The 24,225-nt window shown below is 76.3% G+C and carries 5 protein-coding genes; 1 reads left to right on the top strand and 4 read right to left on the bottom strand.

What is annotated here, in order from left to right; genetic code table 11:
* Nucleotides 1–18: 18 nt before the first annotated feature.
* The gene (locus tag DER29_RS14395; protein ID WP_121397796.1) at nt 19–5,568 is read right to left on the bottom strand and encodes a type I polyketide synthase; all 5,550 of its coding nucleotides are present in this window, start codon (nt 5,566–5,568) and stop codon (nt 19–21) included.
* A gap of 285 nt (nt 5,569–5,853) precedes the next feature.
* Between DER29_RS14395 and DER29_RS14390 the strand changes: the two genes are divergently transcribed.
* Entirely contained in the window at nt 5,854–6,615 is a 762-nt protein-coding gene (locus DER29_RS14390; protein WP_121397795.1) for a thioesterase II family protein, read from the top strand.
* A 69-nt stretch (nt 6,616–6,684) separates the two neighbouring features.
* Here the strand turns inward: DER29_RS14390 and DER29_RS14385 are convergent, their stop codons facing one another.
* From DER29_RS14385 to DER29_RS14375, 3 genes are all read right to left on the bottom strand, one after another.
* Complete coding sequence (locus DER29_RS14385; RefSeq protein ID WP_121397794.1) at nt 6,685–7,572, bottom strand: cyclopropane-fatty-acyl-phospholipid synthase family protein; 888 nt, start codon at nt 7,570–7,572, stop codon at nt 6,685–6,687.
* 29 nt (nt 7,573–7,601) lie between these two features.
* Nucleotides 7,602–9,179 carry a bifunctional 3-(3-hydroxy-phenyl)propionate/3-hydroxycinnamic acid hydroxylase gene (locus DER29_RS14380; protein ID WP_121397793.1) on the bottom strand — a complete coding sequence of 526 codons (1,578 nt, stop codon included), beginning with the start codon at nt 9,177–9,179 and terminating at the stop codon, nt 7,602–7,604.
* Between the two features lie 79 nt (nt 9,180–9,258).
* Nucleotides 9,259–24,126 carry a type I polyketide synthase gene (locus tag DER29_RS14375; protein WP_121397792.1) on the bottom strand — a complete coding sequence of 4,956 codons (14,868 nt, stop codon included), beginning with the start codon at nt 24,124–24,126 and terminating at the stop codon, nt 9,259–9,261.
* Nucleotides 24,127–24,225 lie beyond the last annotated feature (99 nt).

Below are 24,225 nucleotides of genomic sequence, written 5' to 3'. Positions count from 1 at the left end.
CAAGCGGCGGACTCGTGGTCAGGATCGGCCGAACTTCTGGTCGATGAAGTCGAACAGCTCGTCGTCCGAGGCGTCGTCGAGGGCCTGGCTGACGTCCGCCGGCCGGTCCGTGGCGTCGCTCCACCTGGTGACCAGCGCGCGGAGGCGGACCGCCACGGCGGTCCGCGTCTCGTCGTCGCCGGCCAGTCGTTCCAGCTCCTCCGGCCCGGTCGCGGCGAACGCGGCCTCCAGCCGGTCCAGCTCGGCCAGCAGGCCCGCTTCGGGCGCCGGCGGGGCGGCGTCGACCAGCAGGAAGTCGGCGAGGGCGGCGGGCGTGGGGCAGTCGAAGATCAGGCTCGCCGGCAGTCGGATCCCGGTGAGGGCGGTCAGCCGGTTGCGCAGCTCCACCGCGGTCAGCGAGTCGAAGCCGAGGCCGGTGAACGTCTGCCCGGAGGGCACGACGGTGGCCGGCGGGTAGCCGAGCACCTCGATGACCTGCGCCTTGACCAGGTCCTCCACCAGCCGGCCGCGCTCGGCCTCGGGCGTGCCGGCCAGGCGCTGCGCGAAGGACGGCCCGCTGTCGCCGCCGCCGTCGACGACGCGCCGCCTGGCCCGGACCAGGCCGCGCAGCGGCGCCGGGAGCTGGCCGGCGTCGGCCTGGCGGCGCAGCGCGGCGGGGTCGAGCAGCGCCGGCACCAGGTGGGGGCGGCCGCCGCGCAGGCTGGCGTCGAAGAGGCGCAGCGCCTGGTCGGTGTCGAGCGGGCTGAGGCCGTTGCGGCTCATCCGCTGCCGCTGGGCGGCGTCGAGGGCGCCCGTCATCCCGCTGTCGGCGGCCCAGGACCCCCAGGCCAGGGAGGTGGCGGCGAGGCCCGCGGCGCGCCGGTGCTGGGCAAGGCCGTCCAGGAACGCGTTCGCGGCGGCGTAGTTGCCCTGCCCGGGGCCGCCGAGGACGCCGGCGACCGACGAGAAGAGGACGAACACCGCCAGGTTCCGCCCCCGGGTCAGCTCGTGCAGGTGCCAGGCGGCGTCGGACTTGGCGGAGAGCACGGCGGACACCCGCCCGGGGGTCAGCGCCGAGATCACCGCGTCGTCGAGGACACCGGCGGCGTGGACCACGCCGGTGAGCGGGTGCTCGGCGGGGACGCCGGCCAGCAGCGCGGCGAGGGAGTCCCGGTCCGCCACGTCGCCGGCCACCAACCGGGCCTGCGCGCCCAGCTCGGTCAGCTCGGTCAGCAGCTCCGCCGCGCCGGGGGCGTCCGGCCCGCGCCGGCTGACCAGCAGCAGGTGGCGCACCTTGTGCCTGGCGACCAGGTGCCGGGCCAGCAGGCCGCCGAGGGCGCCGGTGGCCCCGGTGAGCAGGACCGTCCCGTCGGGGTCGAGTTCGGCGGCCAGCGCCGGGTCGAGGACCGCGGGCGTGAGCCGGGGCGCCAGCACCCGGTCGTCCCGGACCGCCAGTTGGGGTTCGCCCGTGGCGACCGCGCGGGCCACCAGGTCCACGGTGCCGGGCTCCGGTCGCCGCGCCTCGTCGAGGTCCACGAGCACGAAGCGGTCGGGGTGCTCCGCCTGGGCCGAGCGCAGCAGGCCCCAGACCGCGGCGCCGGGCAGGTCGGTCGTCCGGCCGCCGTCACCGGCGGGGACGGCCCCCCGGGTCAGCACGACCAGCCGCCGCTCCGCCAGCCGGTCGTCGGCGAGCCAGCCCTGCACGGCGGTCAGCACGGCGGCGAGTCGGGTCCGGGTCGCGGCAGGGACCGGGGCGCGCTCGTCGTCGGCGTACGCCGCGAGCAGCACCAGCCCCGGGTCGAGCTGGCCGGCGTCGACCGCCTCGGCCAGCTCGGTGAGCCCGTACCGGGCGAGTCCCGACAGGTCGGCCGGGGCGTCGCCGAGGAGCACCGCGCGCCCGGTCGCCGGGGCGCCCACCGGCACGGCCTGCCAGGCGACGTCGAACAGCGAGTCGACGCCCGCGCCGGCGCCGCGTACCTGCTCGGCGGTCACGGGGCGGGAGACCAGGGAGGCGATCCGGGCGACGGGGGCGCCGGCCGGGTCGGTCAGGGTCAGGGTGACGCCGCCGCCGCTGCGCCGGGCACGCACCCGCAGCGCGGTCGCGCCGACCGCCGAGAGGGTGACGCCGGTCCAGGCGAAGGGCAGCCGTACGCCGGAGGCCTCCTGGTCGGAGTCGAGCAGGCCGACGACGTGCAGCGCCGCGTCCAGCAGTGCGGGGTGGATGCCGAAGCCGGTGACCTCGGTGCCGTCGGGCACCGCCACCTCGGCGCACACCTCGTCGTCGGCACGCCAGACGGCGCGCAGGCCACGGAAGAGCGGGCCGTACTCGACGCCCAGGCGGGACAGCTCGGTGTAGACCTCGTCGACCGCGACGACGGTGGCGGCCGTGGGCGGCCAGGGCGACGGCTCGGAGCCGCCGGGCTGCGGTGCGGCGGGTGCGAGGACGCCCGCCGCGTGGCGCTCCCACTCCCCGTCCGGGTCGGCCGCGGCCCGCGAGTGGATGGTGACCGGCCGGCGTCCCTCCTCGTCCGCCGTGCCCAGCTTCACCTGCACCGACCGGGCGCCCTGCTCGGCGAGCGCCAGCGGCGCCTCCAGGGTCAGCTCGTCCAGCGCGTCGCAGCCGACCTGCGCGCCCGCGTGCAGCACCATCTCGACCAGGGCGGCGCCGGGCACCACGACCGAGTCCCAGACGACGTGTTCGGCGAGCCACGGGTGGGTCCGCGCGGAGAGTTCGGCGCCGAAGACCCGTACGTCGTCGTCCGCCACGCGTACGGCGCCGTCGAGCAGCGCGTGGTCGACGGGGCGGACGCCGAGCCCGGGCGCCCCCGCGCCGGCGGTGGTGACGTTGAGCCAGTAGCGCTGGTGGTCGAAGGCGTACGTGGGCAGGGCGACGGTGCGGGGCCGGGCCCCGGCGCCGGTGAGGTACCCGGCCCAGTCGACGTGGCCGCCGGTGACGTACCGCTCGGCCAGGGCGGTGCGCAGCGTGTCGGGCTCGGGGTGGCCGGCACGCAGCGTGGCCGTGAACCGGACGTCGCCGGTCGCCTCGACGCAGTCCTGCGCCATCGCGGTGAGCACGGCGTCCGGGCCCACCTCCAGGAAGTGCGTCACGTCCTGCTGGTGCAGGGTACGCACCGCGTCGGCGAACCGGACGGGCTGTCGCACGTGCCGCACCCAGTAGCCGGGGTCGGTGATCTCTGCGGCGTCCGCCACCGCACCGGTCACGTTCGACACGATCGGGATCCTCGGCGCCTGCCACGACAGGCCCGCCACCACCGAGGCGAACTCGGCCAGCATCGGGTCCATCAACCGCGAATGGAACGCGTGACTGACCGACAGTTCCTTGACCCGCCAACCCCGCTCGCGGGCGGTCGCCACCACCGAAGCCACCTCGTCGACGGCACCGGAGACCACCACCGACGCCGGACCGTTCACCGCCGCGATGTCCACGCCCGCACCCGCAGCGTCGATGACCTCCCGCACGTCGACCTCCGACGCACCGACCGCCGCCATCACCCCACCGGACGGCAACGCCTGCATCAACCGACCCCGCGCCGCCACCAGGACACACGCATCGGCAAGCGACAACATCCCCGCCACGTACGCGGCCGTCACCTCACCGATCGAGTGACCCGCCAGGAAATCCGCCCGCACACCCCACGACGCGAGCAACTCCCACAACGCCACCTCCACCGCGAACAGACCGGCCTGCGCGAAGACCGTCTGATCCACCAGAGCGGCCTCGGCCGAGCCCGCCTCGGCGAACACCACCTCCCGCAACGCACGCGGCAGATGCCCGTCAAACCCAGCGCACACCGCGTCGAAGGACGACGCGAAGACAGGAAACGCCTCGTACAACTCCCGACCCATGCCGGCACGCTGGGAACCCTGACCGGTGAACAACACCGCCCGACGACCCGCCGACACCACACCCGACACCGCCGGCCCGCCCTCGGCGACCGCCGACAGGCCGGCGACCAGCTCGTCGACGTCCGCGCCCCACACCACCGCCCGGTGCTCCAACGCCGCCCGAGTCGTCGCCAACGACCACGACACATCCACCGGCGATACGGAACGGTCCCGCACGAACGACGCCAACCGCGCGGCCTGACCCGCCAGACCCCGCTCCGAGCGCCCCGACACCACCCACGGCACCGGCAGCCCCACGGGGCCCGCCACCGGCTCCGCCTCGGCCTCGGGTTCGGTCTCGGGCTCCGGCTGCTCCAGGATCACGTGCGCGTTCGTCCCCGAGATGCCGAACGACGACACGCCCGCCCGACGCGGACGCTCCACCGCCGGCCACTCGCGCGCCTGCGTCACCAACTCCACCGCACCCGACGACCAGTCCACGTGCGACGAGGGAGCATCCACATGCAGCGTCGCCGGCACCACACCCGCCCGCATCGCCAAGATCATCTTGATGATGCCCGCCACCCCCGCAGCGGCCTGCGTGTGACCGATGTTCGACTTCACCGAGCCGAGCAGCAGCGGCACATCCCGACCCTGCCCGTACGTCGCCAGCAGAGCCTGCGCCTCGATCGGATCACCCAACGTCGTACCGGTGCCGTGCGCCTCCACCACGTCCACGTCCGCCGCCGACAACCCCGCACCCGCCAGCGCCTGACGGATCACCCGCTGCTGCGACGGACCATTCGGCGCCGTCAACCCGTTCGACGCACCATCCTGATTCACCGCCGTGCCCCGTACCACCGCCAGGATCCGACGGCCGTCGCGTTGCGCGTCCGACAGGCGCTGCACCAGCAGCATCCCGACGCCCTCGGCGAGGGCCGTGCCGTCCGCCGCGTCGGCGAACGCCCGGCACCGGGCCACCGGGGACAGGTTGCCCTGCCGGGTGAAGTCGACGAACACCGCCGGGGTGGGCATCACCGTCACGCCGCCGGCCAGGGCGAGGTCGCACTCCCCGGAGCGCAACGCCTGCACCGCCAGGTGCAACGCCACCAGCGACGACGAACACGCCGTGTCCACCGTCACCGCCGGCCCCTCGAACCCGAACGAGTACGCCACCCGCCCCGAGGCGATGCTGCCCGCGTTGCCGAGGCCCAGGTAGTCCTCCACGCCCGCCGGCGGGGTCTCCGGCGGGTGGGCGTACCCGCTGTGGGTCATGCCGGCGAAGACCCCGACGCGGGCGCCCTTCAGGCTGGTGGGGTCGATGCCCGCCGACTCGACGGCCTCCCACGACGTCTCCAGCAGCAGCCGCTGCTGCGGGTCCATCGCGAGGGCCTCGCGCGGCGAGACCCCGAACAGCCGGGGGTCGAACTCGGCGGCGTCGGGCACGAATCCGCCCTCGCGGACCGAGGAGGTGCCCGGCCAGGAGCGCTCGGGATCGTAGAGCGTGTCCAGGTCCCAGCCGCGGTCGGTGGGGAAGGAGGCGATGGCGTCGCCGCCGGCCGCGACGAGTTCCCACAGCTCCTCGGCCGTGCGTACCCCGCCTGGGAACCGGCAGCCCGTGCCGACGATCGCGATCGGCTGCTGCGCCTCGGCCTCGACGTCCCGGAGCCGTTGCCGGGTCCGCCGCAGGTCGGCGGTGACTCTCTTCAGGTACTCCCGGAGCTTCTCTTCGGTGTCCATCAACCCAGCCCATCGCGATTCACGGCGGAGACTCGACGTAAGCGACGGTACGAATGCGCAGAAGTCTCAGGCGACACCTGTATCTGTCGTTCGGCTCGCTCGGCCGAGAGCCACGCAGATCCCCATCTGCGGGGAGAAGTTATTGGGTGTGCGCGAGCGCGGACAACCCCTAACCAGGCAACGGGCCAGCTAGGGGTGTCCGGTCCCCACCCGTCGCACTAGCGTCGCCTCGACCGGGTCTGTGTCGATCCGGTCGGGAACCGCAGCCGCCGGAAGGACCGCCAAGGGATGACCACGCCAGATACCGACAACGGCTTGTGGGTGCGACGCTTCCACCCGGCTCCGGGTGGCGCCAGGCGGTTGGTGTGCCTGCCCCACGCCGGCGGGTCGGCCAGCTTCTACTTTCCCGTCTCCCGCAGCCTCTCCCCCGCCGTCGAGGTGCTGTCGATCCAGTACCCGGGCCGGCAGGACCGGCGCCACGAGAAGTGCATCGGTGACATCCACCAGCTCGCGCGGGAGGTCCACACCGTGCTGCGGCCGTGGCTGGACGAGCCGGTGGCCATCTTCGGGCACAGCATGGGGGCCAGCGTCGGCTTCGAGCTCGCCCGCCTGATCGAGCAGGACGGCGGCGCGGCGGCGCACCTGTTCGCGTCCGGACGCCGGGCGCCGTCCCAGGCGCGGCACGAGACGGTGCACCTGCTCGACGACGAGGGCCTGCTGGCCGACGTCCGGAAGCTGAGCGGCACCAACTCCGCCGTCCTCGGGGACCCGGAGATGCTGCGGGCCGCGCTGCCGGCGATCCGCAGCGACTACCGGGCCGCGGAGACCTACACCTACCGGCCGGGTCCGCCGCTGAGCTGCCCGATCACCGCCTTCACCGGCGACGACGACCCGAAGACGACGGTCGAGGAGGCCAAGGCCTGGTCGACCCACACCACCGGGCCGTTCGACCTCAAGGTCTACCCGGGCGGGCACTTCTTCCTGGCCGAGCACCAGCCGGCGGTCCTGCGGGCCATCTCGACGGCCCTGACCGGGGCGTCGGCCATCTGATCTCCACGGCCGAGGGGCCCGTCCACCGGTGTCGCGACCGGTCGGCGGGCCCCTCGTCCGTGCGGGGCGTCACCGCTTGTGGCCGACCGCGATCACGTAGTCGAGCTGCGCCATCTCGCGCTTCATGAGGTCCTGGTTCTTCCAGTGCGCGGCCATGCTCTTGCGCACGGCGGGCTTGACGACGGCGCGGAACTCGGGGTCGTTGGTCCGTCCCGCCATGTACGCCCGCCAGCCCTCCCAGGTGCGGTCCTTGATGGAGTGCACCTCCGGGTTGGCGAAGCCGGCCTCGACCAGCTCCTGCCGGTACGTGTCCCGGTCGTGCCAGTTCTCCTTCGGGATGCTGAACTTGACGAAGCTCAGCGGGCCGGACTGGATGGCCGCCCGCACGACGTCCCCGCTGACCGGGATGATGTCGGCCGTGGCCAGCACGCCACCCGGGCGGAGCACCCGCAGCGCCTCGGCGAAGAACGCGCTGCGCGGGTAGAAGTGGAAGGCCGACTCCAGGGCGACGACCCGGTCGAAGGTGTTGTCCTCGAAGGGCAGCTCGGTGGCGCTGCCCAGCCGGAAGTCGGTCCGGTCCGCGAGCCCCTCCTCCTGCGCCCGCCGCTGCGCCGCCTCGACGTGGTGCGGGGTGATGTTCAGGCCGTACACCTTGGCGACCCGGCGCTCGCGCAGCCACTTGAAGTCCTGGTCGGCGTAGCCGAAGCCCACGTCGAGCACGGTGTCGTCCGGCTTGAGCCCGGCGGCGTCGGCCAGCTTGTCGGCCAGCGCCTCGGCGGCCGTGTCGAGGTCCGTGACCCCGTCCTCCCAGTAGCCCACGTTCATGTAGTGGGTACGGCGGGCCGCGAACTCCACGTCGGGCGACTGGATCTCGTAGAAGCGCCGGACCCGGGTGATGGGGTCGGCGGTGAAGACCGTGCGGATCGCCCGGCCGGCGATCTTCAGGTTCTCGAACATGTGGGTTCCTTCCGGTGGATGGATGCCGATCAGCCGCGCCGGACCTGCTGACGCAGGTCCTCGACGAGCGCGGGCACACCGGCCGGGTCGGCGGCCGTGCCGAAGACGTAGAAGTCGGGCCGGACGAGCACCGCCACTGCGTCGTACCGCTTGAGGTGGGACAGGTACACGTCGTCGAGGTCGAAGGCGGTCGGCGTGGCGCCGGGCCCGGGGGCGGGCGCGCCGGCGGGGACGACCCGGACGACCCGGGCGCCGAGCGAGTCCAGGAAGGCCCGGGCCTCCGCGTCGAGCAGGCCGTCGGGGTCCTCGGCGCAGACCAGGACGAAGCCGGTGCCGACGACCTCGTCGAAGAGCCCGGCGCGACCGTCGACCTCGACGCGCCCCTGCGGCATCGGCATGCCCGCGCCGGTGCCGGGGGCGTCGGCCGTACGGCCGTGCAGGACCCCGCCGGCCAGGGGCTCCAGCAGGGAACGGGTGCGCGGCCGGGAGGTGCGCCGGCGTAGTTCGGCGAGCATGACGGCGTCCCGGCCGGCCGCGGCGGTGCGGTCGGTCTCGCAGATCACCGTGCCCGAGTCCATGGACATCCGGATGGCGTGCTGCACGTGCGCGCAGCGCTCCTCCTGGTAGGTGTCCAGCAGCGCCTCGTCGGCCAGGCCGCGGTGCACCAGGTCGAGCTTCCAGGCGAGGTTGATGGCGTCCCGGAAACCCGAGCTCATGCCCTGGCCCATGAACGGCGGCATCACGTGCGCCGCGTCGCCGGCGATCAGGATCCGGCCGGAGCGCCAACGGTCGGCCGAGCACGCCTGGGTGGTGTAGACGCCGTACCGCTCCAGGGTCGCGTTGTCGGGCGTGATGTCGAAGAGGCCGAGCAGCCGCCACACGCTCTCGACGGTCTCGAACTCCTCCCGGCTCTCCCCCGGCACCCGCATGAACTCCCAGCGCCGGTGCCCCGGACCGGCCGACACGGCCGTGCGGGGGCGCGCCGGGTCGCAGACCTGGAGGTTGTTCGGCTTGAACTCGCGCGCCTCGTGCGGCACCACGTCGCAGACCAGCCAGTCGTACGTGAAGCCGAGGTCGGTGACGCCGCTGCCCAGGTGTTCCCGGACGAAGCTGTTGGCCCCGTCGCAGCCGACGACCCAGCGGGCCGCGTGGACCTCCTCGCCCTCCGGCCCGGCGATGGTGACCTCGACCCGGTCGTCGTGCTCCACCAGGCCGGTCACCTGGTACGGGCGCAGCACCGTCACGCCCGGCAGTTCCGCTCCCCGCTCGGCGAGCAGCGCCTCCAGCCCGGGCTGGTAGAAGGAGACCGAGTCGGGCCAGCCCATCGGGCCGTCGCCGGTCACCTTGACGTGCAGCAGGGTCCGGCCGAAGCCGTTCTTGAACGTGTACTCGCCCGACGACTCGACCACCGGGCCGAGCCGGTCGGCGACGCCGGCGGCGGCGAGGATGCGGCTCGCCTCCCCGTCGTACGAGACCGCGCGCGGGAAGTTGTACGGGGTGGCCCAGCGCTCGACCGCCGTGACGGTGAGCCCTCGCTGCGCCAGCAGGATCGTGAGCATCTCACCGACGGGGCCGTAGCCCACGATCAGGACGTCGGTCATCAGCATCGCTATCGGTTCCTCGCGGGTCGGTCGGACACGGTGTCGGAGGGGACGGCTCGCGCCGTGCGGGGCGGCCGGAGGGCCATCAGAGACCGAGTTCGGAGTCGATGAGGTCGAAGAGGTCGTCGTCGCTGGCCAGTTCGAGGTCGAGGTCGGGATCGCCGCCCGAGCCGGCGCGCATCGTGCGCCACTTGGCGATGAGCACCTCCAACCGGGACCCGATCTGGGCGTGCAGCTCCGCCTCGACGCTGGCCTCGGTCAGCGACCGTTCCAGGTTCTCCAGGTCCACGAGGACCGGCGGGTCCGCCGGGCCGGTGTCCGGCGCCAGCTGCGACACCAGGAACGTGGCCAGCTCGTTCGGGTCCGGGTAGTCGAAGATCAGCGTTGCCGGCAGGCGCAGGCCGGTCGCCGTGGTCAGCCGGTTGCGCAGCTCGACGGCGGTCAACGAGTCGAAGCCGATCTGGCTGAACGCCCGGCCGGGGGCGACGGCCGCGCGGCTGCCGTGCCCGAGCACGCTCGCCGCCTGCTCGCGTACCAGGTCGACCACCAGGCCGTGACGGTCGGGCGCGGCCAGTGCCGCCAGCTCGTCGGCCAGGGTGCGCCCGCCGCCGGTCGGGGCGCTCGACCGGGCGCTCGGCCGTTCCCGTCGCATCAGCCCGCGCAGCAGGGCCGGGGGCCGCTCGACCCGTTCGCCGAGCGCGGCGATGTCGATCCTGGTCGGCACCAGCACCGGCTCGGCCAGCCGCAGGCCCGCGTCGAACAGGGCCATCCCCAAATCGGACGGGATCGCGAGCTGCCCGTCCCGGGCGGTGATCCGGGGGTCGGACCGGTCCAGCTTGGCGGTCATCTCGCTGGCCTGCTCCCACAGCCCCCAGGCGAAGGACCGGCCCGGCAGGCCCTCGGCCCGGCGCGCCAGGGCCAGCGCGTCGAGGAACGCGTTGGCCGCCGCGTAGTTGGCCTGACCGGGTACGCCGAAGACGCCCGCGCCGGAGGAGAACAGCACGAACCCGGCCAGATCGAGATCGCGGGTGAGCTCGTGCAGGTGCCACGCGGCGTCGAGCTTCGGCGCGAACACCGTGTCGACGCGCTGCGGGGTGAGGGCGGTGACGATGCCGTCGTCGAGCACCCCGGCGAGGTGCACGACCGCGGTCAACGGGTGCCGTGCCGGTACCGCGTCCAGGACCCGGGCCAGGCTGTCCCGGTCGGCCACGTCGGCCGCCACCACCGTGGCCTCGGCGCCCAGGGCGCGCAGCTCGGCGACCGTCTCGGCCGCGCCGGGTGCCGACTCGCCGCGGCGGCTGACCAGCAGCAGCCGCCGTACGCCGTGCGTCTCGACCAGTCGCCGGGCGACCAGCCCGCCCAGGGTTCCGGTCCCGCCGGTCAGCAGCACGGTGCCGTCGGGATCCCACGCCCGGGGCATGGTGAGCACCACCTTGCCGACGTGCCGGGCCTGGCTGACGTGCCGGAAGGCCTCCGGCGCCTGGCGGACGTCCCACACCTGGGTGGGCAGCGGGCTGAGCGCTCCCCGTTCGAAGAGCCCCAGCAGCACGACGAGCATGCGCTGCACCTCGTCGGGGTCCTCCAGGGTCAGGTCGAAGGCGGTGTAGGCCACCCCCGGGTGGTCGGCGGCGACCCGGGCGGCGTCGCGGATGTCGGTCTTGCCCATCTCGACGAACCGCCCGCCACGCGGCAGCAGCCGCAGCGAGGCGTCGACGAACTCGCGGGCCAGCGAGTCCAGCACCACGTCGACGCCCCGTCCGCCGGTGGCCTCGGCGAACCGGGTCTCGAAGTCGAGGGTCCGGGACGAGGCGAGGCGGTCCTCGTCGATGCCCATCGACCGCAGGGCGTCCCACTTGGCGGGGCTGGCGGTGGCGTACACCTCGGCCCCGAGGTGCCGGGCGAGCTGCACGGCGGCCATGCCGACGCCGCCGGCCGCCGCGTGCACCAGCACCGACTCGCCCCGGCTGAGCCCGGCCAGGTTGACCAGGCCGTGGTACGCGGTCAGGAAGACCACCGGCACGGAGGCGGCCTCGACGAACGACCAGCCGGCCGGCATCGGGGCCAGCAGCCGGCGGTCGGTGACCGCGACGGGCCCGAAGCAGCCCACGAACACGCCGAACACCCGGTCGCCGGGCCGCAGGCCGGTCACCTCGGCGCCCACCTCGACGACCTCGCCGGCGCCCTCGCCGCCGAGCGGTCCCGCGTCGCCGGGGTAGAGACCGAGCGCGTTGAGCACGTCGCGGAAGTTCAGGCCGGCGGCGCGGACGCGTACCCGCACGTCGCGGGGGCCGAGAACGGCGTCGGCGGCGTCGGTCGGGCTCAGGGTGAGGTTCTCCAGGCTGCCCCGCACCGGCGCGTCCAGGCGCCACGCGGCGGCGGGCGGCGCGGCGAGTTCGCCCGCCGACCCGGCCCGCGCCAGCCGTGGCACGTACGCCGTGCCGCCCCGGAGCGCCGCCTGCGGCTCGGCCGCCGCCAACAGGGCGGCGACCTGGTCGGGGCCGATCCCGTCGCCGTCGACGTCGACGATGACGACCTGGTCCGGGTTCTCCGACTGGGCGGAGCGGACCAGCCCCCACGCCGCCGCGGCGGCCGGGTCGGTCACCTCGCCGGCGTGGTGCACGGCCACCGCGCCCCGGGTCACCAGCAGCAGCCGCGACGCCGCCCAGCGGGGCTCCGTGAGCCAGCGTCGGACCAGGTCGAGGGCGCGGACGGCGGCGTGGCGCGCCGCGCGGGGGGTGGGCTGTGCGGGTTCCGCGTCGAGCGGCACGAGCACGGCCCCGGGCAGGGCCAGTCCCGCGTCGACGGCGTCGGCGAGCCCGTCCAGCCCGGGGTGCAGCCCGAACCCGTCCAGGCCGGGGGCGACGGCCACGGCGTCGACCGGGGTGGCCGCGTCGACCGGCGGCAGGGGCGTCCAGTCGAGCCGGAACAGGGCGTCGCGGGTGGCGCGGTCGTCGGTGACGGCCAGCTCCGCGGCGGAGATGGGCCGCATCGTCAGGGCGGTCACCTCGGCGACCGGAGCGCCGGTCGGGTCGGCGGCGGTCAACGCGATGGCGTACGGCCCGACCTGGGTGAGCCGCACCCGCAGGGCGGTCGCGCCGGTGGCGTGCAGGGTGACGCCGTTCCAGGCGAACGGCAGCAGCAGTCGGCCGGCCCCGGCCTCGGCGAGACCGCCGAAGTGCGCGGCGTGCAGGGCGGCGTCGAGCAGGGCGGGGTGCAGGCCGTACCGGTCGGCGTCGATCCGCTGGGCCGCCGGCAGCTCCACCTCGGCGTAGACCTCGTCGCCGCTGGTCCACACCGCGCGCAGCCCCTGGAACGCCGGCCCGTACGCGTAGCCGTCGGCGGCCAGGCCGGCGTAGAAGCCGGTCAGGTCGACGGGGCGGGCGTCGCGCGGCGGCCACGTGGTGGGCTGCGGCGACGCGGCGGGCTGGTCGGCGCAGAGGGTGGCGGTGGCGTGCCGGGTCCACGGGCCGGCGGTTGGGCCGTCGGCGGGCCGGGAGTGCACGGTCACCGGACGGCGGCCGTCGTCGCCGCCCGCGCCGACCGTCACCTGCACCTGGGTCGCGCCGTCGGCGGGCAGGGTCAGCGGGGCCTCGATGACCAGCTCGTCGAGGAGCGGCAGGCCGATCTCGTCGCCGGCGCGGAGGCAGAGTTCCACCAGGCCGGTGCCGGGCACCAGCACGCTGTCGGTGACCCGGTGGTCGGCCAGCCACGGCTGCGCGTCGGTCGACAGCCGGCCGGTGAACAGGTGGCCCCTCGCCTCGGCCAGCGCGACCGACGCCCCGAGCAGCGGATGCCCGGCGGCGTCCAGGCCGGCGGCGCCGACGTCGCCGGGGCCGGAGACGGGCCGGGGCCAGTAGCGGCGGTGGGCGAACGCGTACGTGGGCAGGTCGACCCGCCGGCCGCCGGCCAGCGCGGGCCGCCAGTCCACTGCGACCCCGCACACGTGCAGCTGGGCCAGGGAGAGCAGGAACCGCGCCCGGTCGCCCTGGTCGCGTTGCACCGAGCCGACCACCACGCTCTCGCCGTCGTGGTCGGCGAGGGTCTCCTCGATGCCCACGGTGAGCACCGGGTGCGGGCTGCACTCGACGTACGTGTCGTGGCCCTGGGCGGCCAGCGAACGGACCGCCTGCTCCAGCTCGACCGGCTGCCGCAGGTTGCGGTACCAGTAGTCCGGCCCCATCTCCTCGCCGTCGAGCCAGCGCAGGTCGGTGGTGGAGAAGAGCGGCACGGCCGCCGGGCCGGGGGCGATGCCCGCCAGGACCTCGGCCAGCTCGTCGCGGATGCCTTCCACCTGGGCGGAGTGCGAGGCGTAGTCGACGGCGATCCGCCGGACCCGGGCCTGCTCGCCGGCCAGTTCGGCGAGGAGTTCCTCCACCGCCGCCGGCTCGCCGGACACCACGACGGCGGCCGGGCCGTTCACGGCGGCGACCGAGATCCGGTCGCCGAACCGGGCGATCCGGTCGCGGACCGTGTCGGCGGGGAGCGCGACGGAGGCCATCGCCCCGTGCCCGGCCAGGGCCCGCAGCGCCCGGCTGCGCAGCGCCACCACCCGGGCGGCGTCGGGCAGGGAGAGCACCCCGGCGACGCAGGCGGCGGCGATCTCGCCCTGCGAGTGGCCGACCACGGCGGCCGGCTGCACGCCGTACGAGCGCCACAGCTCGGCCAGCGACACCATCATCGCGAACAGGGCCGGCTGCACCACGTCGACCTCGTCGAGGCCGGGCGCGCCGGGCGCCTGGCGCAGCACGTCCAGCAGCGACCAGTCCAGGTACGGCCGCAGCGCCGCGTCGCAGGCCGCCATCCGCTCCGCGAACACCGGGGCCTGGTCGAGCAGGTCCAGCCCCATGCCGAGCCACTGGGAGCCCTGCCCGGGGAAGACGAAGACGCACCGGCCGGCGGGCCGGGCCTCGCCCCGCGTCACCGCCGGGTCGGGACGGCCCTCGGCGAGCGCGTCGAGGGCGGCGGCGATCCGGTCCGGGTCGGCGCCGACCAGCACCGCCCGGGAGTCGAAGGTGCTCCGGCTGGTGGCCAGCGACCAGGCCACGTCGAGGGGCCGCTGGTCGGGCCGCTCGGCGAGGTGCTCCCGCAGCCGGCGGGCCTGACCGACGAGCGCCTCCGGGCTACGCGCGGAGAGCAGCCACGGCAGCGCGTACGCCTCCGGCGGCGCGGCTGCGGCGTCGGCGTCCGGGGTCGGCGTCGCTTCGGCGACCGCCTCGACGATGACGTGGGCGTTGGTGCCGCTGATGCCGAACGACGAGACACCGGCCCGCGCCGGCCGGTCCGCCACGGGCCACGGGCGGGCCTCGGTGAGCAGTTCCAGCGAGCCCGAGTCCCAGTCGATGCGCGAGCTGCGGCGCTCGGCGTGCAGGGTGCGGGGCAGCCGGCCGTGCCGCATGGCGAGGACCATCTTGAGCACCCCGGCCACGCCGGCCGCGGCCTGGGTGTGCCCGAGGTTGGACTTGACCGAGCCGAGCAGCACCGGCGGGGCGTCGGCCGGGCGCTGCCCGTAGGTGGCGAGGATCGCCTCCGCCTCGATGGGGTCGCCGAGCGACGTGCCGGTGCCGTGCGCCTCCACCACGTCCACCTCGGCGGCGCTCAGCCCGGCGGCGCCCAGCGCGGCCCGGATGACCCGTTCCTGCGACGGCCCGTTCGGGGCGGTCAGCCCGTTGGAGGCGCCGTCCTGGTTGACCGCCGAGCCGCGGACCACCGCGAGCACGGGGTGGCCCCGGCGGCGGGCGTCGGAGAGGCGCTCCACCACCAGCATCCCGACGCCCTCGGACATGCCGAAGCCGTCGGCGTCCTCGGCGAACGCCTTGCACCGCCCGTCGGCGGCGAGACCGCGCTGACGGCTGAAGCCGGTCAGCCCGGCGGTAGTGGACATCACCGACACGCCGCCGGCCAGGGCCAGGTCGCAGTCGCCCTGACGCAGCGCCTGGACGGCCAGGTGCAGCGCCACGAGGGACGCCGAGCAGGCGGTGTCGACGGTGACCGCCGGCCCCTCCAGCCCGAGCGCGTACGCGACCCGGCCGGAGAGGACGCTGCCGGCCGTACCGGTGAGCAGGTGCCCCTCGTCGGCGGTGACCTCGCCGTCGTCGGAGACGACACCGGGGGCGACCTGGTCGCCGTAGTCCTGCCCGTGGGTGCCGGCGAAGACGCCGGTGCGGCTGCCCCGCAGGGTGGCCGGGTCGATGCCGCCGCGTTCCAGCGCCTCCCAGGAGGTCTCCAGCAGCAGCCGGTGCTGCGGGTCCATCGCGAGGGCCTCGCGGGGGCTGATGCCGAAGAACGCGGCGTCGAAGTCGGCGATGCCGGTGAGGAACCCGCCGGCCCGCACGTACGTCCGGCCGGGCGTGCCGGGCACCGGGTCGTAGAGGTCGGCCAGCGGCCAGCCCCGGTCGCCGGGCAGGTCGCCGATGACGTCGGCGCCCGCGTCGAGCAGCCGCCACAGCTCCTCCGGGGAGCCGATGCCGCCGGGGAACCGGCAGGCCATGGCGACGATGGCGACCGGCTCGTCCAGGGCGACGGTGCTCGCGTCGGTGACCTCGGTGGCGGCGGTGCCGAGCAGCCGGGCGTGCAGGTGCGCGGCGAGCAGTTCGGGGGTGGGGTGGTTGAACACGGCGTGCGGGGCGAGCCGGACGCCGGTGACGGCGGTGAGCCGGTTGCTCAGCTCCACCGCCATCAGCGAGTCGAAGCCGAGTTCCTTGAACGGGCGGCGCGGCTCGACGTCGTCGGGGCCGGTGTGCCCGACCACGGTGGCGCACCGGGTGCGTACGAGGTCCAGCAGCAGGGCGGCGCGGTCGGGTTCGGCCAGTTCGGCCAGCCGGTCGGCGAAGCCCCTGGCGGAGGCGGGCGCGGCGTCGGCGTTGACGGCCCGGCGGGGCGGCGGGGGCAGGAGCGCCCGCAGCAGGGCGGGCACCTCGCCGGAGGTCCGCACGGCGGCCAGGTCGAGCCCGATCGGCACCAGCGCCGGCCGGTCGACGTGCAGGGCGGCGTCGAACAGCGCCAGCCCGGAGGGCGTGTCGAGGGGGCGGGTGCCGCCCCGGGCGAGCCGGGCCAGGTCCGCCGGGGTGAGCCGGCCGGCCATCCCGTCCTGGGCGGCCCACAGCCCCCAGGCGAGGGCGGTCGCCGGCAGCCCCTGGGCGCGGCGGTGCGCGGCGAGCGCGTCGAGGAACGCGTTGCCGGCCGCGTAGTTGCCCTGGCCGGGGCTGCCGAAGGTGGCGGCGGCCGAGGAGAAGAGCACGAACGCGGCCAGGTCGAGGCCGGCGGTGAGCTCGTGCAGGTGCCACGCGCCGTGCACCTTGGACCGCAGGGCCCGCTCCCAGCGGGCCGGGTCGAGGTCGGTGAGCAGGGCGTCGTCGGTGGCCCCGGCGGCGTGCACGACGGCGACCAGCCGGTCGGCCAGCGGGGCGACGACCTCGGCGAGCGCCGCCCGGTCGGCGACGTCGGCCGCGACCACCCGGACGGTGACGCCGGCGTCGGTCAGGGCGGTCGTCCAGTCGCCGGCCCGGCCGGTGCGGCTGACCAGGACCAGCTCGGCGACGCCGTGCACGGTGGCGAGGTGGGTGGCGACGTGCCGGCCGATCCCGCCGGTGCCGCCGGTGACCAGCACGGTGCCGCCGGCCAGCGCCGCCTGCGGCGTACCGGCCGGGGGCTGGGCGACCGGGCGGAGCCGGGGCAGCAGGACACGGCCGTCGCGGACGGCGATCTCGGGCTCGTCCCCGGCGACGGCCAGCGCGGAACGGACGGTGGCGTCGTCGGCGGCGTCGAGGCTGAGCAGCAGGAACCGGTCGGGCTGCTCGGCCTGGGCGACCCGGACCAGCCCCGTCACCGGCGCGTGCACCGGGTCGCCGTCGCGGACGGCGAGGGCCAGGCGGGTGGTCTCCGCGCGGGGGTCGACCAGCCAGCTCTGGAGCACGCCGAGCACGGTGAGGCCGACGGCGTGCGCCCGGTCGGGCACCGACCGGCCCGGCTCGCCGTCGCCGGCCCGCAGCACCAGCAGCGGCGGCAGCGGCCCGTCCGGGGGCGTGCCGTCGGCGAGCGTCCAGGAGGGCGCCGGCGTCGCCGGGAACGCCGCGGGCAGCCAGTCGACGGCGTACAGCCCGGCGGGCGCGGCCGGAGGCGTCGGCGCGTCGGCGGACGGCAGGTCCACGGTCCGCAGCACCACCCGGTCCACGTCGAGCACGGGCACGCCCGCGTCGTCGACGGCGCTCAGCGTCACCGCGTCCGCCCCGGCGGGGGCGAGGCAGACGCGCAGCGCGTGCGCCCCGGTGGCGTGGCGGCGCACCCCCGCCCACTCGGTGGGCAGCAGCCGGGCGGCGGGCGCGGCGTCGACGCCGGCGCCGGGCGCGAAGTCGGCGAGCGGGAGCAGGCGCAGGGCCGCCTCCAGCACCAGCGGGTGCACGCCGTACCGCTCGGCGTCCGGGTCCCGGGCGTCCTCGGGCAGGCGTACGTCGACGAAGAGCCGGTCGGCGGCGACCCACGCGGCCCGGGCCAGCTCCCCGGCCAGCGCGCGGTGCTGCGGGGCGGTCAGGTCCACCGGCCGGGCCCCGGTCGGCGGCCAGGTCGGGGCGAGGGCGCCCCGCCCGCTCTCCGGGTCGACCGGGCCGAGCACGGCCTCGGCGACCTCCCGCCACGGCTGCCCCTCACCGGCCCGGACGTGGCAGTGCGCCACCCGGCGCCGGTGCTCGTCCGGAGCGCAGACGCCGACCTGCACCTCGAGGGTCGGCTCGGCGGGCAACGGCACCGGCTCGGGGACGCGCAGCCGCTCCACCGTCGGGGTGCCGAGCTGTTCGCCGAGGTGGGTGAGCATGTCCAGCAGGGCGGTGGCGGGCAGCAGCGCGGCGGTGTCGTCACCGGGGGCGGCCAGCCACGGCTGGGTGGCCACGGAGACCTGCCCGGTGCAGACCACCTGCCCGGTGCCGGCGACCGGCAGCACGCCGCCGAGCAGCGGGTGCCCGGCGTCGGCCAGCCCGACGCCGACCGGGCCGCCGGCCACGGCCGAGGCGGGCAGCCAGTAGTGCCGGCGCTGGAAGGCGTACGTGGGCAGGTCGACGCGGCGGTGCGGCCCGGGGCCGGCGAGGGCGGCGCGGTCCACGGGAACGCCCCGGACGTGCAGCCGCGCCACGGCGGCGAGCAGCGCCTCGGCCTCGCCGGCGGTGCCCCGGACGGCGGGGACGAAGGCCAGCTCGTCGGCCTCGGCGACGAGGCAGTCCTGGGCCATCGCGGTGAGCACACCGGCCGGGCCGATCTCCAGGAAGGTGGTGACGCCCTGCCCGTGCAGGGCCCGTACGCCGTCGTGGAAGCGGACGGTGCCCCGGACGTGCGCCACCCAGTAGTCGGGCGAGCAGAGCCGGGCCGGGTCGACGGGGTGGCCGGTCAGGTTGGACACCACCGGCAGGTGCGGGGTGCGGTACGTGAGGCCGGCCGCCACGGCACGGAACTCGTCGAGCATCGGCTCCATGCGCGGCGAGTGGAACGCGTGCGACACCCGCAGCCGGCTGGTACGGCGCCCGGCGGCGCGCAGGGTGGCCGCGACGGCCAGCACCGCGTCGGTGTCGCCGGAGACGACGACGCTGGTGGGGCCGTTGACGGCGGCGAGGCCCACCCGGTCGGTCAGGTGCGCGGCGACCTCTGCCTCGTCGGCCTCGACGGCGACCATCGCGCCCCCGGCGGGCAGCTGCTGCATGAGCCGGGCCCGGGCGCCGACGAGCGCCGCCGCGTCGGCCAGGGGGAACACCCCGGCCACGTGCGCGGCGGCCAGTTCGCCGACGGAGTGGCCGAGCACCGCGTCGGGGCGTACCCCCCAGGACTCCAGGAGTCGGTACAGCGCCACCTCGAAGGCGAACAGCCCAGGCTGGGTGTACAGGGTCTGGTCGAGCAGGTCGGCCAGTTCGCCGCCCTCGGCGGCGAGGACGACGTCCGCGACGGGGTGCGGGGCGTGGCCGGCGAGGCAGCGGTCGAGTTCGGCGCAGGCGGCGGCGAAGGCGTCGGCGAAGACCGGGTACGCGGCGTGCAGCTCACGGCCCATGCCGGCGCGCTGGCCGCCCTGCCCGCCGAAGAGCAGGCCGAGCTGGCCGTCGACGACCCGGCCGGTCAGCACGGTCGGCCCGTCCGGGTCCGGCTCCCCCCGGGTCAGCGCGGTCAGGGCCGTCCGGGCGGTGGCCGGATCGCCGGCCAGCACCACGGCCCGGTGTTCGAGAGCGGCGCGGGTGGTGGCGAGCGCGTGCCCGACGTCGGCCGGGTCGGCGTCCGCCCCGGGCCCGTCGAGCCAGGTCAGCAGGCGGGCCGCCTGGTCACGCAGCGCCTCGCCGGTGGCCGCGGCGAGCAGCCACGGCACCGGCGGCCGCCGGCTGACGGAGGCCGCCCCGGGCGACGACTGCCGGTCCGCAGCTCCGGACGACGACTGGTCGGCGGGAGGCGCCTCGACGATGACGTGGGCGTTGGTGCCGCTGATGCCGAACGACGAGACGCCGGCCCGGCGGGGGCGTCGCACCTCGGGCCACGGGCGGGCCTCCGTGAGCACCTCGACGGCGCCGGCGGACCAGTCCACCTCCGACGTCGGGGCGTCCACGTGCAGGGTGCGGGGCAGCTTTCCGTGCCGCATCGCGAGCACCATCTTGATCACCCCGGCGGCCCCGGCGGCGGCCTGGGTGTGGCCGAGGTTGGACTTCAGCGAGCCCAGCCGCAGCGGTTCGGCGTCGCCGCGGCCCGCCCCGTACGTGGCGAGCAGCGCCTGCGCCTCGATCGGGTCGCCCAGCCGGGTGCCGGTGCCGTGCGCCTCGACGACGTCCACGTCGGCGGTGGAGAGCCCGGCCGCGTCCAGCGCCCGGCGGATGACCCGCTCCTGGGCGGGCCCGCTGGGGGCGGTGAGCCCGTTGGACGCGCCGTCGGAGTTGACGGCGGAGCCGCGCAGCACGGCGAGGACGGGGTGTCCGCGCCTGCGGGCGTCGGAGAGCCGTTCCAGCAGCAGCACGGCGACGCCCTCGGACCAGCCGGTGCCGTCGGCGCCCTCGCCGAACGCCTTGCACCGGCCGTCCGGGGCGAGCCCGCGCTGCCGGCTGAACTCCACGAACGCCTGCGGGGTGCCCATCACCGCCACGCCGCCGGCCACGGCGAGGGAGCAGTCGCCCGCGCGCAGCGCCTGGGCGGCCAGGTGCAGCGCGACCAGCGACGACGAGCACGCCGTGTCGACGGTGATCGCCGGCCCCTCCAGCCCCAGCGCGTAGGCGACGCGACCGGAGACGACGCTGCCGGCGGTGCCGACGCCGAGGTAGCCCTCGGTGCCGGGCGGCGCCTGGCGCAGGTTCGCGGCGTAGTCGTGGTGCATGACGCCGGTGAAGACCCCGGTGGCGCTGCCGCGCAGCGAGGTGGGGTCGATGCCGGCCCGCTCGAACAGCTCCCAGGACGTCTCCAGCAGCAGCCGCTGCTGCGGGTCCATGGCCAGCGCCTCGCGCGGGCTGATCGCGAACAGGGTCGCGTCGAAGTCCGCCGCGTCGGTCAGGAAGCCGCCCACCCGGACGTACGAGGTGCCGGGACGGTCGGCGTCGTCGGAGAACAGGTGCGCCAGGTCCCAGCCCCGGTCGGTGGGGAACTCCGTGAGCCCTTCGCGGCCCTCGTCGACCAGGTCCCACAGCTGTTCGGGGGAGGCGACACCGCCGGGGAGCCGGCAGGCCATGGCGACGACGACCACCGGGTCGTCCACCGTGGACGGTGCGGACGGCCGGTCCGCCGCAGGGCCCGGCTGCCCGGTGCCGCCGCGCAGCCGGGCGGCGAGGTGCCGGGCGAGAGCGTCCGGGCTGGGCCGGTCGAACGCGACCGTGGCGGAGAGCCGTACCCCGGTGGCCCGGGCCAGCCGGTCGCGCAGGGCGACCGCGCTGACCGAGGTGAAGCCGAGTTCCTTGAAGGCGCGGCCGGGGCGCACCGCGGCCGGCCCGGGCAGGCCGGCCACCTCGGCCGTGGCGGCGCGGACCAGGTCCAGCAGGAGCCGATCCCCCTCGGCGGTGCTCAGCCCGGCCAGCCGGCGGCGCAACTCGGCGGCGTCCCGGTCGTCCGTGGCGTCGGGAGCCGCCGCGACGGGCGTACGCCAGGCGGGGTGCGCGGCGTCGGCGTGGCCCGCCGGACGGGCGAGCAGGACCAGGTCGTCGCCGTCGTGGGCCACGTCGAACGCGGCGAGGTCGGCGCGTACGGCAGCCCGCGCGTCGCCGCCGCCCTCCCCCGGGCGGGCGGTGGCGGGCGACGGCTCCCGGCCGGCGCGCGCGGTCGTGCCGACGACCCGGGCCGGGAGACCGGCGGCCCGGCGGCGGGCGGCCAGGGCGTGCAGGGCGCCGACGGCCGAGGCGGCCCGCTCCTGGCCGGCGGCGCCCAGCAGCAGGGCGGAGGGGGCGAGGACGGTGAACGCGGCTGCCGGGTGCCGGGTCGCGGCGTCCAGCGTCCCGGCGAGGCCGAGCAGCCGGGCCACGGCCTCGTCGCCGGTCAGGTCGTCGTCGGACGGGCAGAGGAAGACCCCACCGGGCGGCTCGTCGCCCGCCCGGTCGGCGGGCACCGCGGCGGCGTCGGCGCCGGCGGCGACGAGTTCGGCGACCAGGTCCGCCAGGTCGGCCCCGGGCGTGGCGCCGACGTGGAGCAGCCTCGGCCGGCGGACGCGGTGCGCGGCGACGAGGTGTCGGGCCAGCGCCGCGCCGGTCGCCCCGTCGGCGCCGGTGATCAGGACCGGGCGGTCCGGGTCGGCAACGGTCACCGGCCGCGCCGGCACGGCCGCGGGGGCGGGCACGAGGACCGCGTGCAGGGCGGCGCCGGCCCGCAGCGCGACCTGCGCGGCGCCGGCGTCCACCACGGCGGGGAGCAGGGCGGTGGAACCGTCTCCGGCGTCGCGGTCGACCAGCACGATCCGGTCCGGGTACGCGGCCTGCAGGCTGCGGCCGAGGGCCTGGACCGCGCCGGCCGCCGGATCGGGCTCGGACCGTCCGGCCGCCACGCCGGACGCGGTGGCGACGCTCCCGAGGGCCGTGTCACCGGGCGCGTCGCTCGCGGCGGCGGCGCCGGCCGGGCCGGTCAGCAGCACCAGCCGGGTGCCGGCGAACCGGTCGTCGTCGAGCCAGCCGCGCAGCCGGTCGGCGAGGCCCGCCGCGACACCGTCGGCCGGCTCGACCAGCAGCACCGTCACGTCGGGCACGTCCGGGGCGTCGCGCAGGGCGGCCAGGTCACGGTGGGGCCGGAACCGGTCGCCCGGCGACGCCGCGCGCAGCGGCTCCACCAACGCCTCGCTCCCGCGACCGACGAGCGCCCAGTGGCGGGCCGGGGCGGCGGCGGCCTGCGCGGCCGTCAGGACGGGCGCCTCGACCGGCGGTACGGCGGCCAGGTCGAGCGGCCGCCAGGCGAGCACGCTCAGCGCCTCGTGGTGGCTGCCGTTGACCGCCCGCAGCCGCGCCGGTCGGTCCAGCAGGAGCCGGCGGGTGACCTTGCCGGAGGCGGTACGGGGCACCTGCCCGATCTCGTACAGCTCCTCCGGGACCTTGTGGTAGGAGAGCTTCTCCCGGCAGGCCGCGTACCCGGCCCGGGGGTCGAAGCCCTCCGGCCCGGGCACCACGAACGCCACCGGCACCTCGCCGAGCACGTCGTGCGGCCGGCCGGTCACCGCCACGTCGGCGACGCCGGGCACCCCGCGCAGGGCCTCCTCCACCTCGGCCGGGTGGATCTTCTCGCCACCCCGGATGATCAGTTCCTGGTGCCGCCCGGTGACGAAGATGTTGCCGTCGGCGTCGCGGCGGGCCAGGTCACCGGTGCGGTACCAGCCGTCGCGCAGGGCGGCGGCGGTGACCTCCGGCAGGCCGTGGTAACCGAGCATGACGCTCGGCCCGCTGACCCAGACCTCACCCTCGGCGCCGGCCGGCACGTCCAGGCCGGTCTGCGGGCTGACCAGGCGTACCTCGACGCCGGGCACCGCGCGCCCGCAGGAACCCTCGACGCGGGGCTGGTCCGGCCGGGTGACGGCGATCGAGCCGCAGGTCTCCGTGCTGCCGTACGCGTCGAGCAGCGGCGCGTCGAAGACCTCGTCGAACGCCCGGCGCAGCGCGCCGGTGGTGATCGCCCCGCCGACCAGGCAGACCCGCAGGGCCGGGGCGCGGAAGCCGCTCTCCCGGGCGGCGGTGACCAGGTGGTGGTACATGGCCGGCACCCCGGCCAGCACGGTGGCCTCGTCCTCGTCGACCGCGCGCAGCACGTCGTCGGCGGAGAAGCCGTCGATGAGCCGGGCCGTGGCGCCGACGGCGGTCACGCTGAGCACGCACCCGATGTGGGAGAGGCTGTGGAACAGCGGCAGCGGCCAGACCACCCGGTCGGCGTCGGTGAGCCCGGGGATCGGCACGTAGCAGGCGGCGACGGACCAGAGGCAGGTGCGCTGCGTGGAGAGCACGCCCTTGGGCCGGCCGGTGGTGCCGGAGGTGTAGAGCATCCAGGCGACCTCGTCGAGGCCCAGGTCGTCGCGGGCGTCCACACCCGGCTCGGTGTCGACCAGGTCCCGCCACGCGGTGACGCCGGCGGGCAGCGGGCCGTCCCCGGTGACCACGACCCGCAGGGCCGGCCGGTCGGCGCGCAGCCGCAGCAGCTGGTCGAGGTGCCGCGGGTCGGTGACCACCAGCACCGCGCCGGAGTCGTCCAGCAGGTGAGCCAGTTCCGCGTCGGTGCTGTGCGGGTTCACCGGTACGCCGACCGCGGCCGCCCGCGTCACGGCCAGCCAGGTCTCCACCGTCTCCACCCGGTTGCCGAGGCAGAAGGCCACCCGGTCGCCCCGCCCCACCCCGGACGCCGCCAGATGACCGGCCAGCCGACGGGTCCGCGCCGCCAGGTCGGCGTATCCGACCGCCCGGCGGTCGTCGCGGAACGCGACCTTGCTCCCCAACCTGGCGGCGTGCGCCTCGATCAGATCGGACAACGGCTGGATCAGGTCGCTCCGAAGCATGTCACCACATCCGTCCGTCGGCGAGACTTCTCATCCGCGGCGTAGACCCCGCTCGCCGTAGCGGCCCAAGTCTTCCGAGCACCCTGCCGGTGTCCTACC

The sequence above is a fragment of the Micromonospora sp. M71_S20 genome (assembly GCF_003664255.1).
In the GTDB taxonomy this organism is placed as follows: domain Bacteria; phylum Actinomycetota; class Actinomycetes; order Mycobacteriales; family Micromonosporaceae; genus Micromonospora.
The sequence above is the reverse complement of the archived record's forward strand: the minus strand, read 5'-3'. Positions and strand labels throughout refer to the sequence as shown.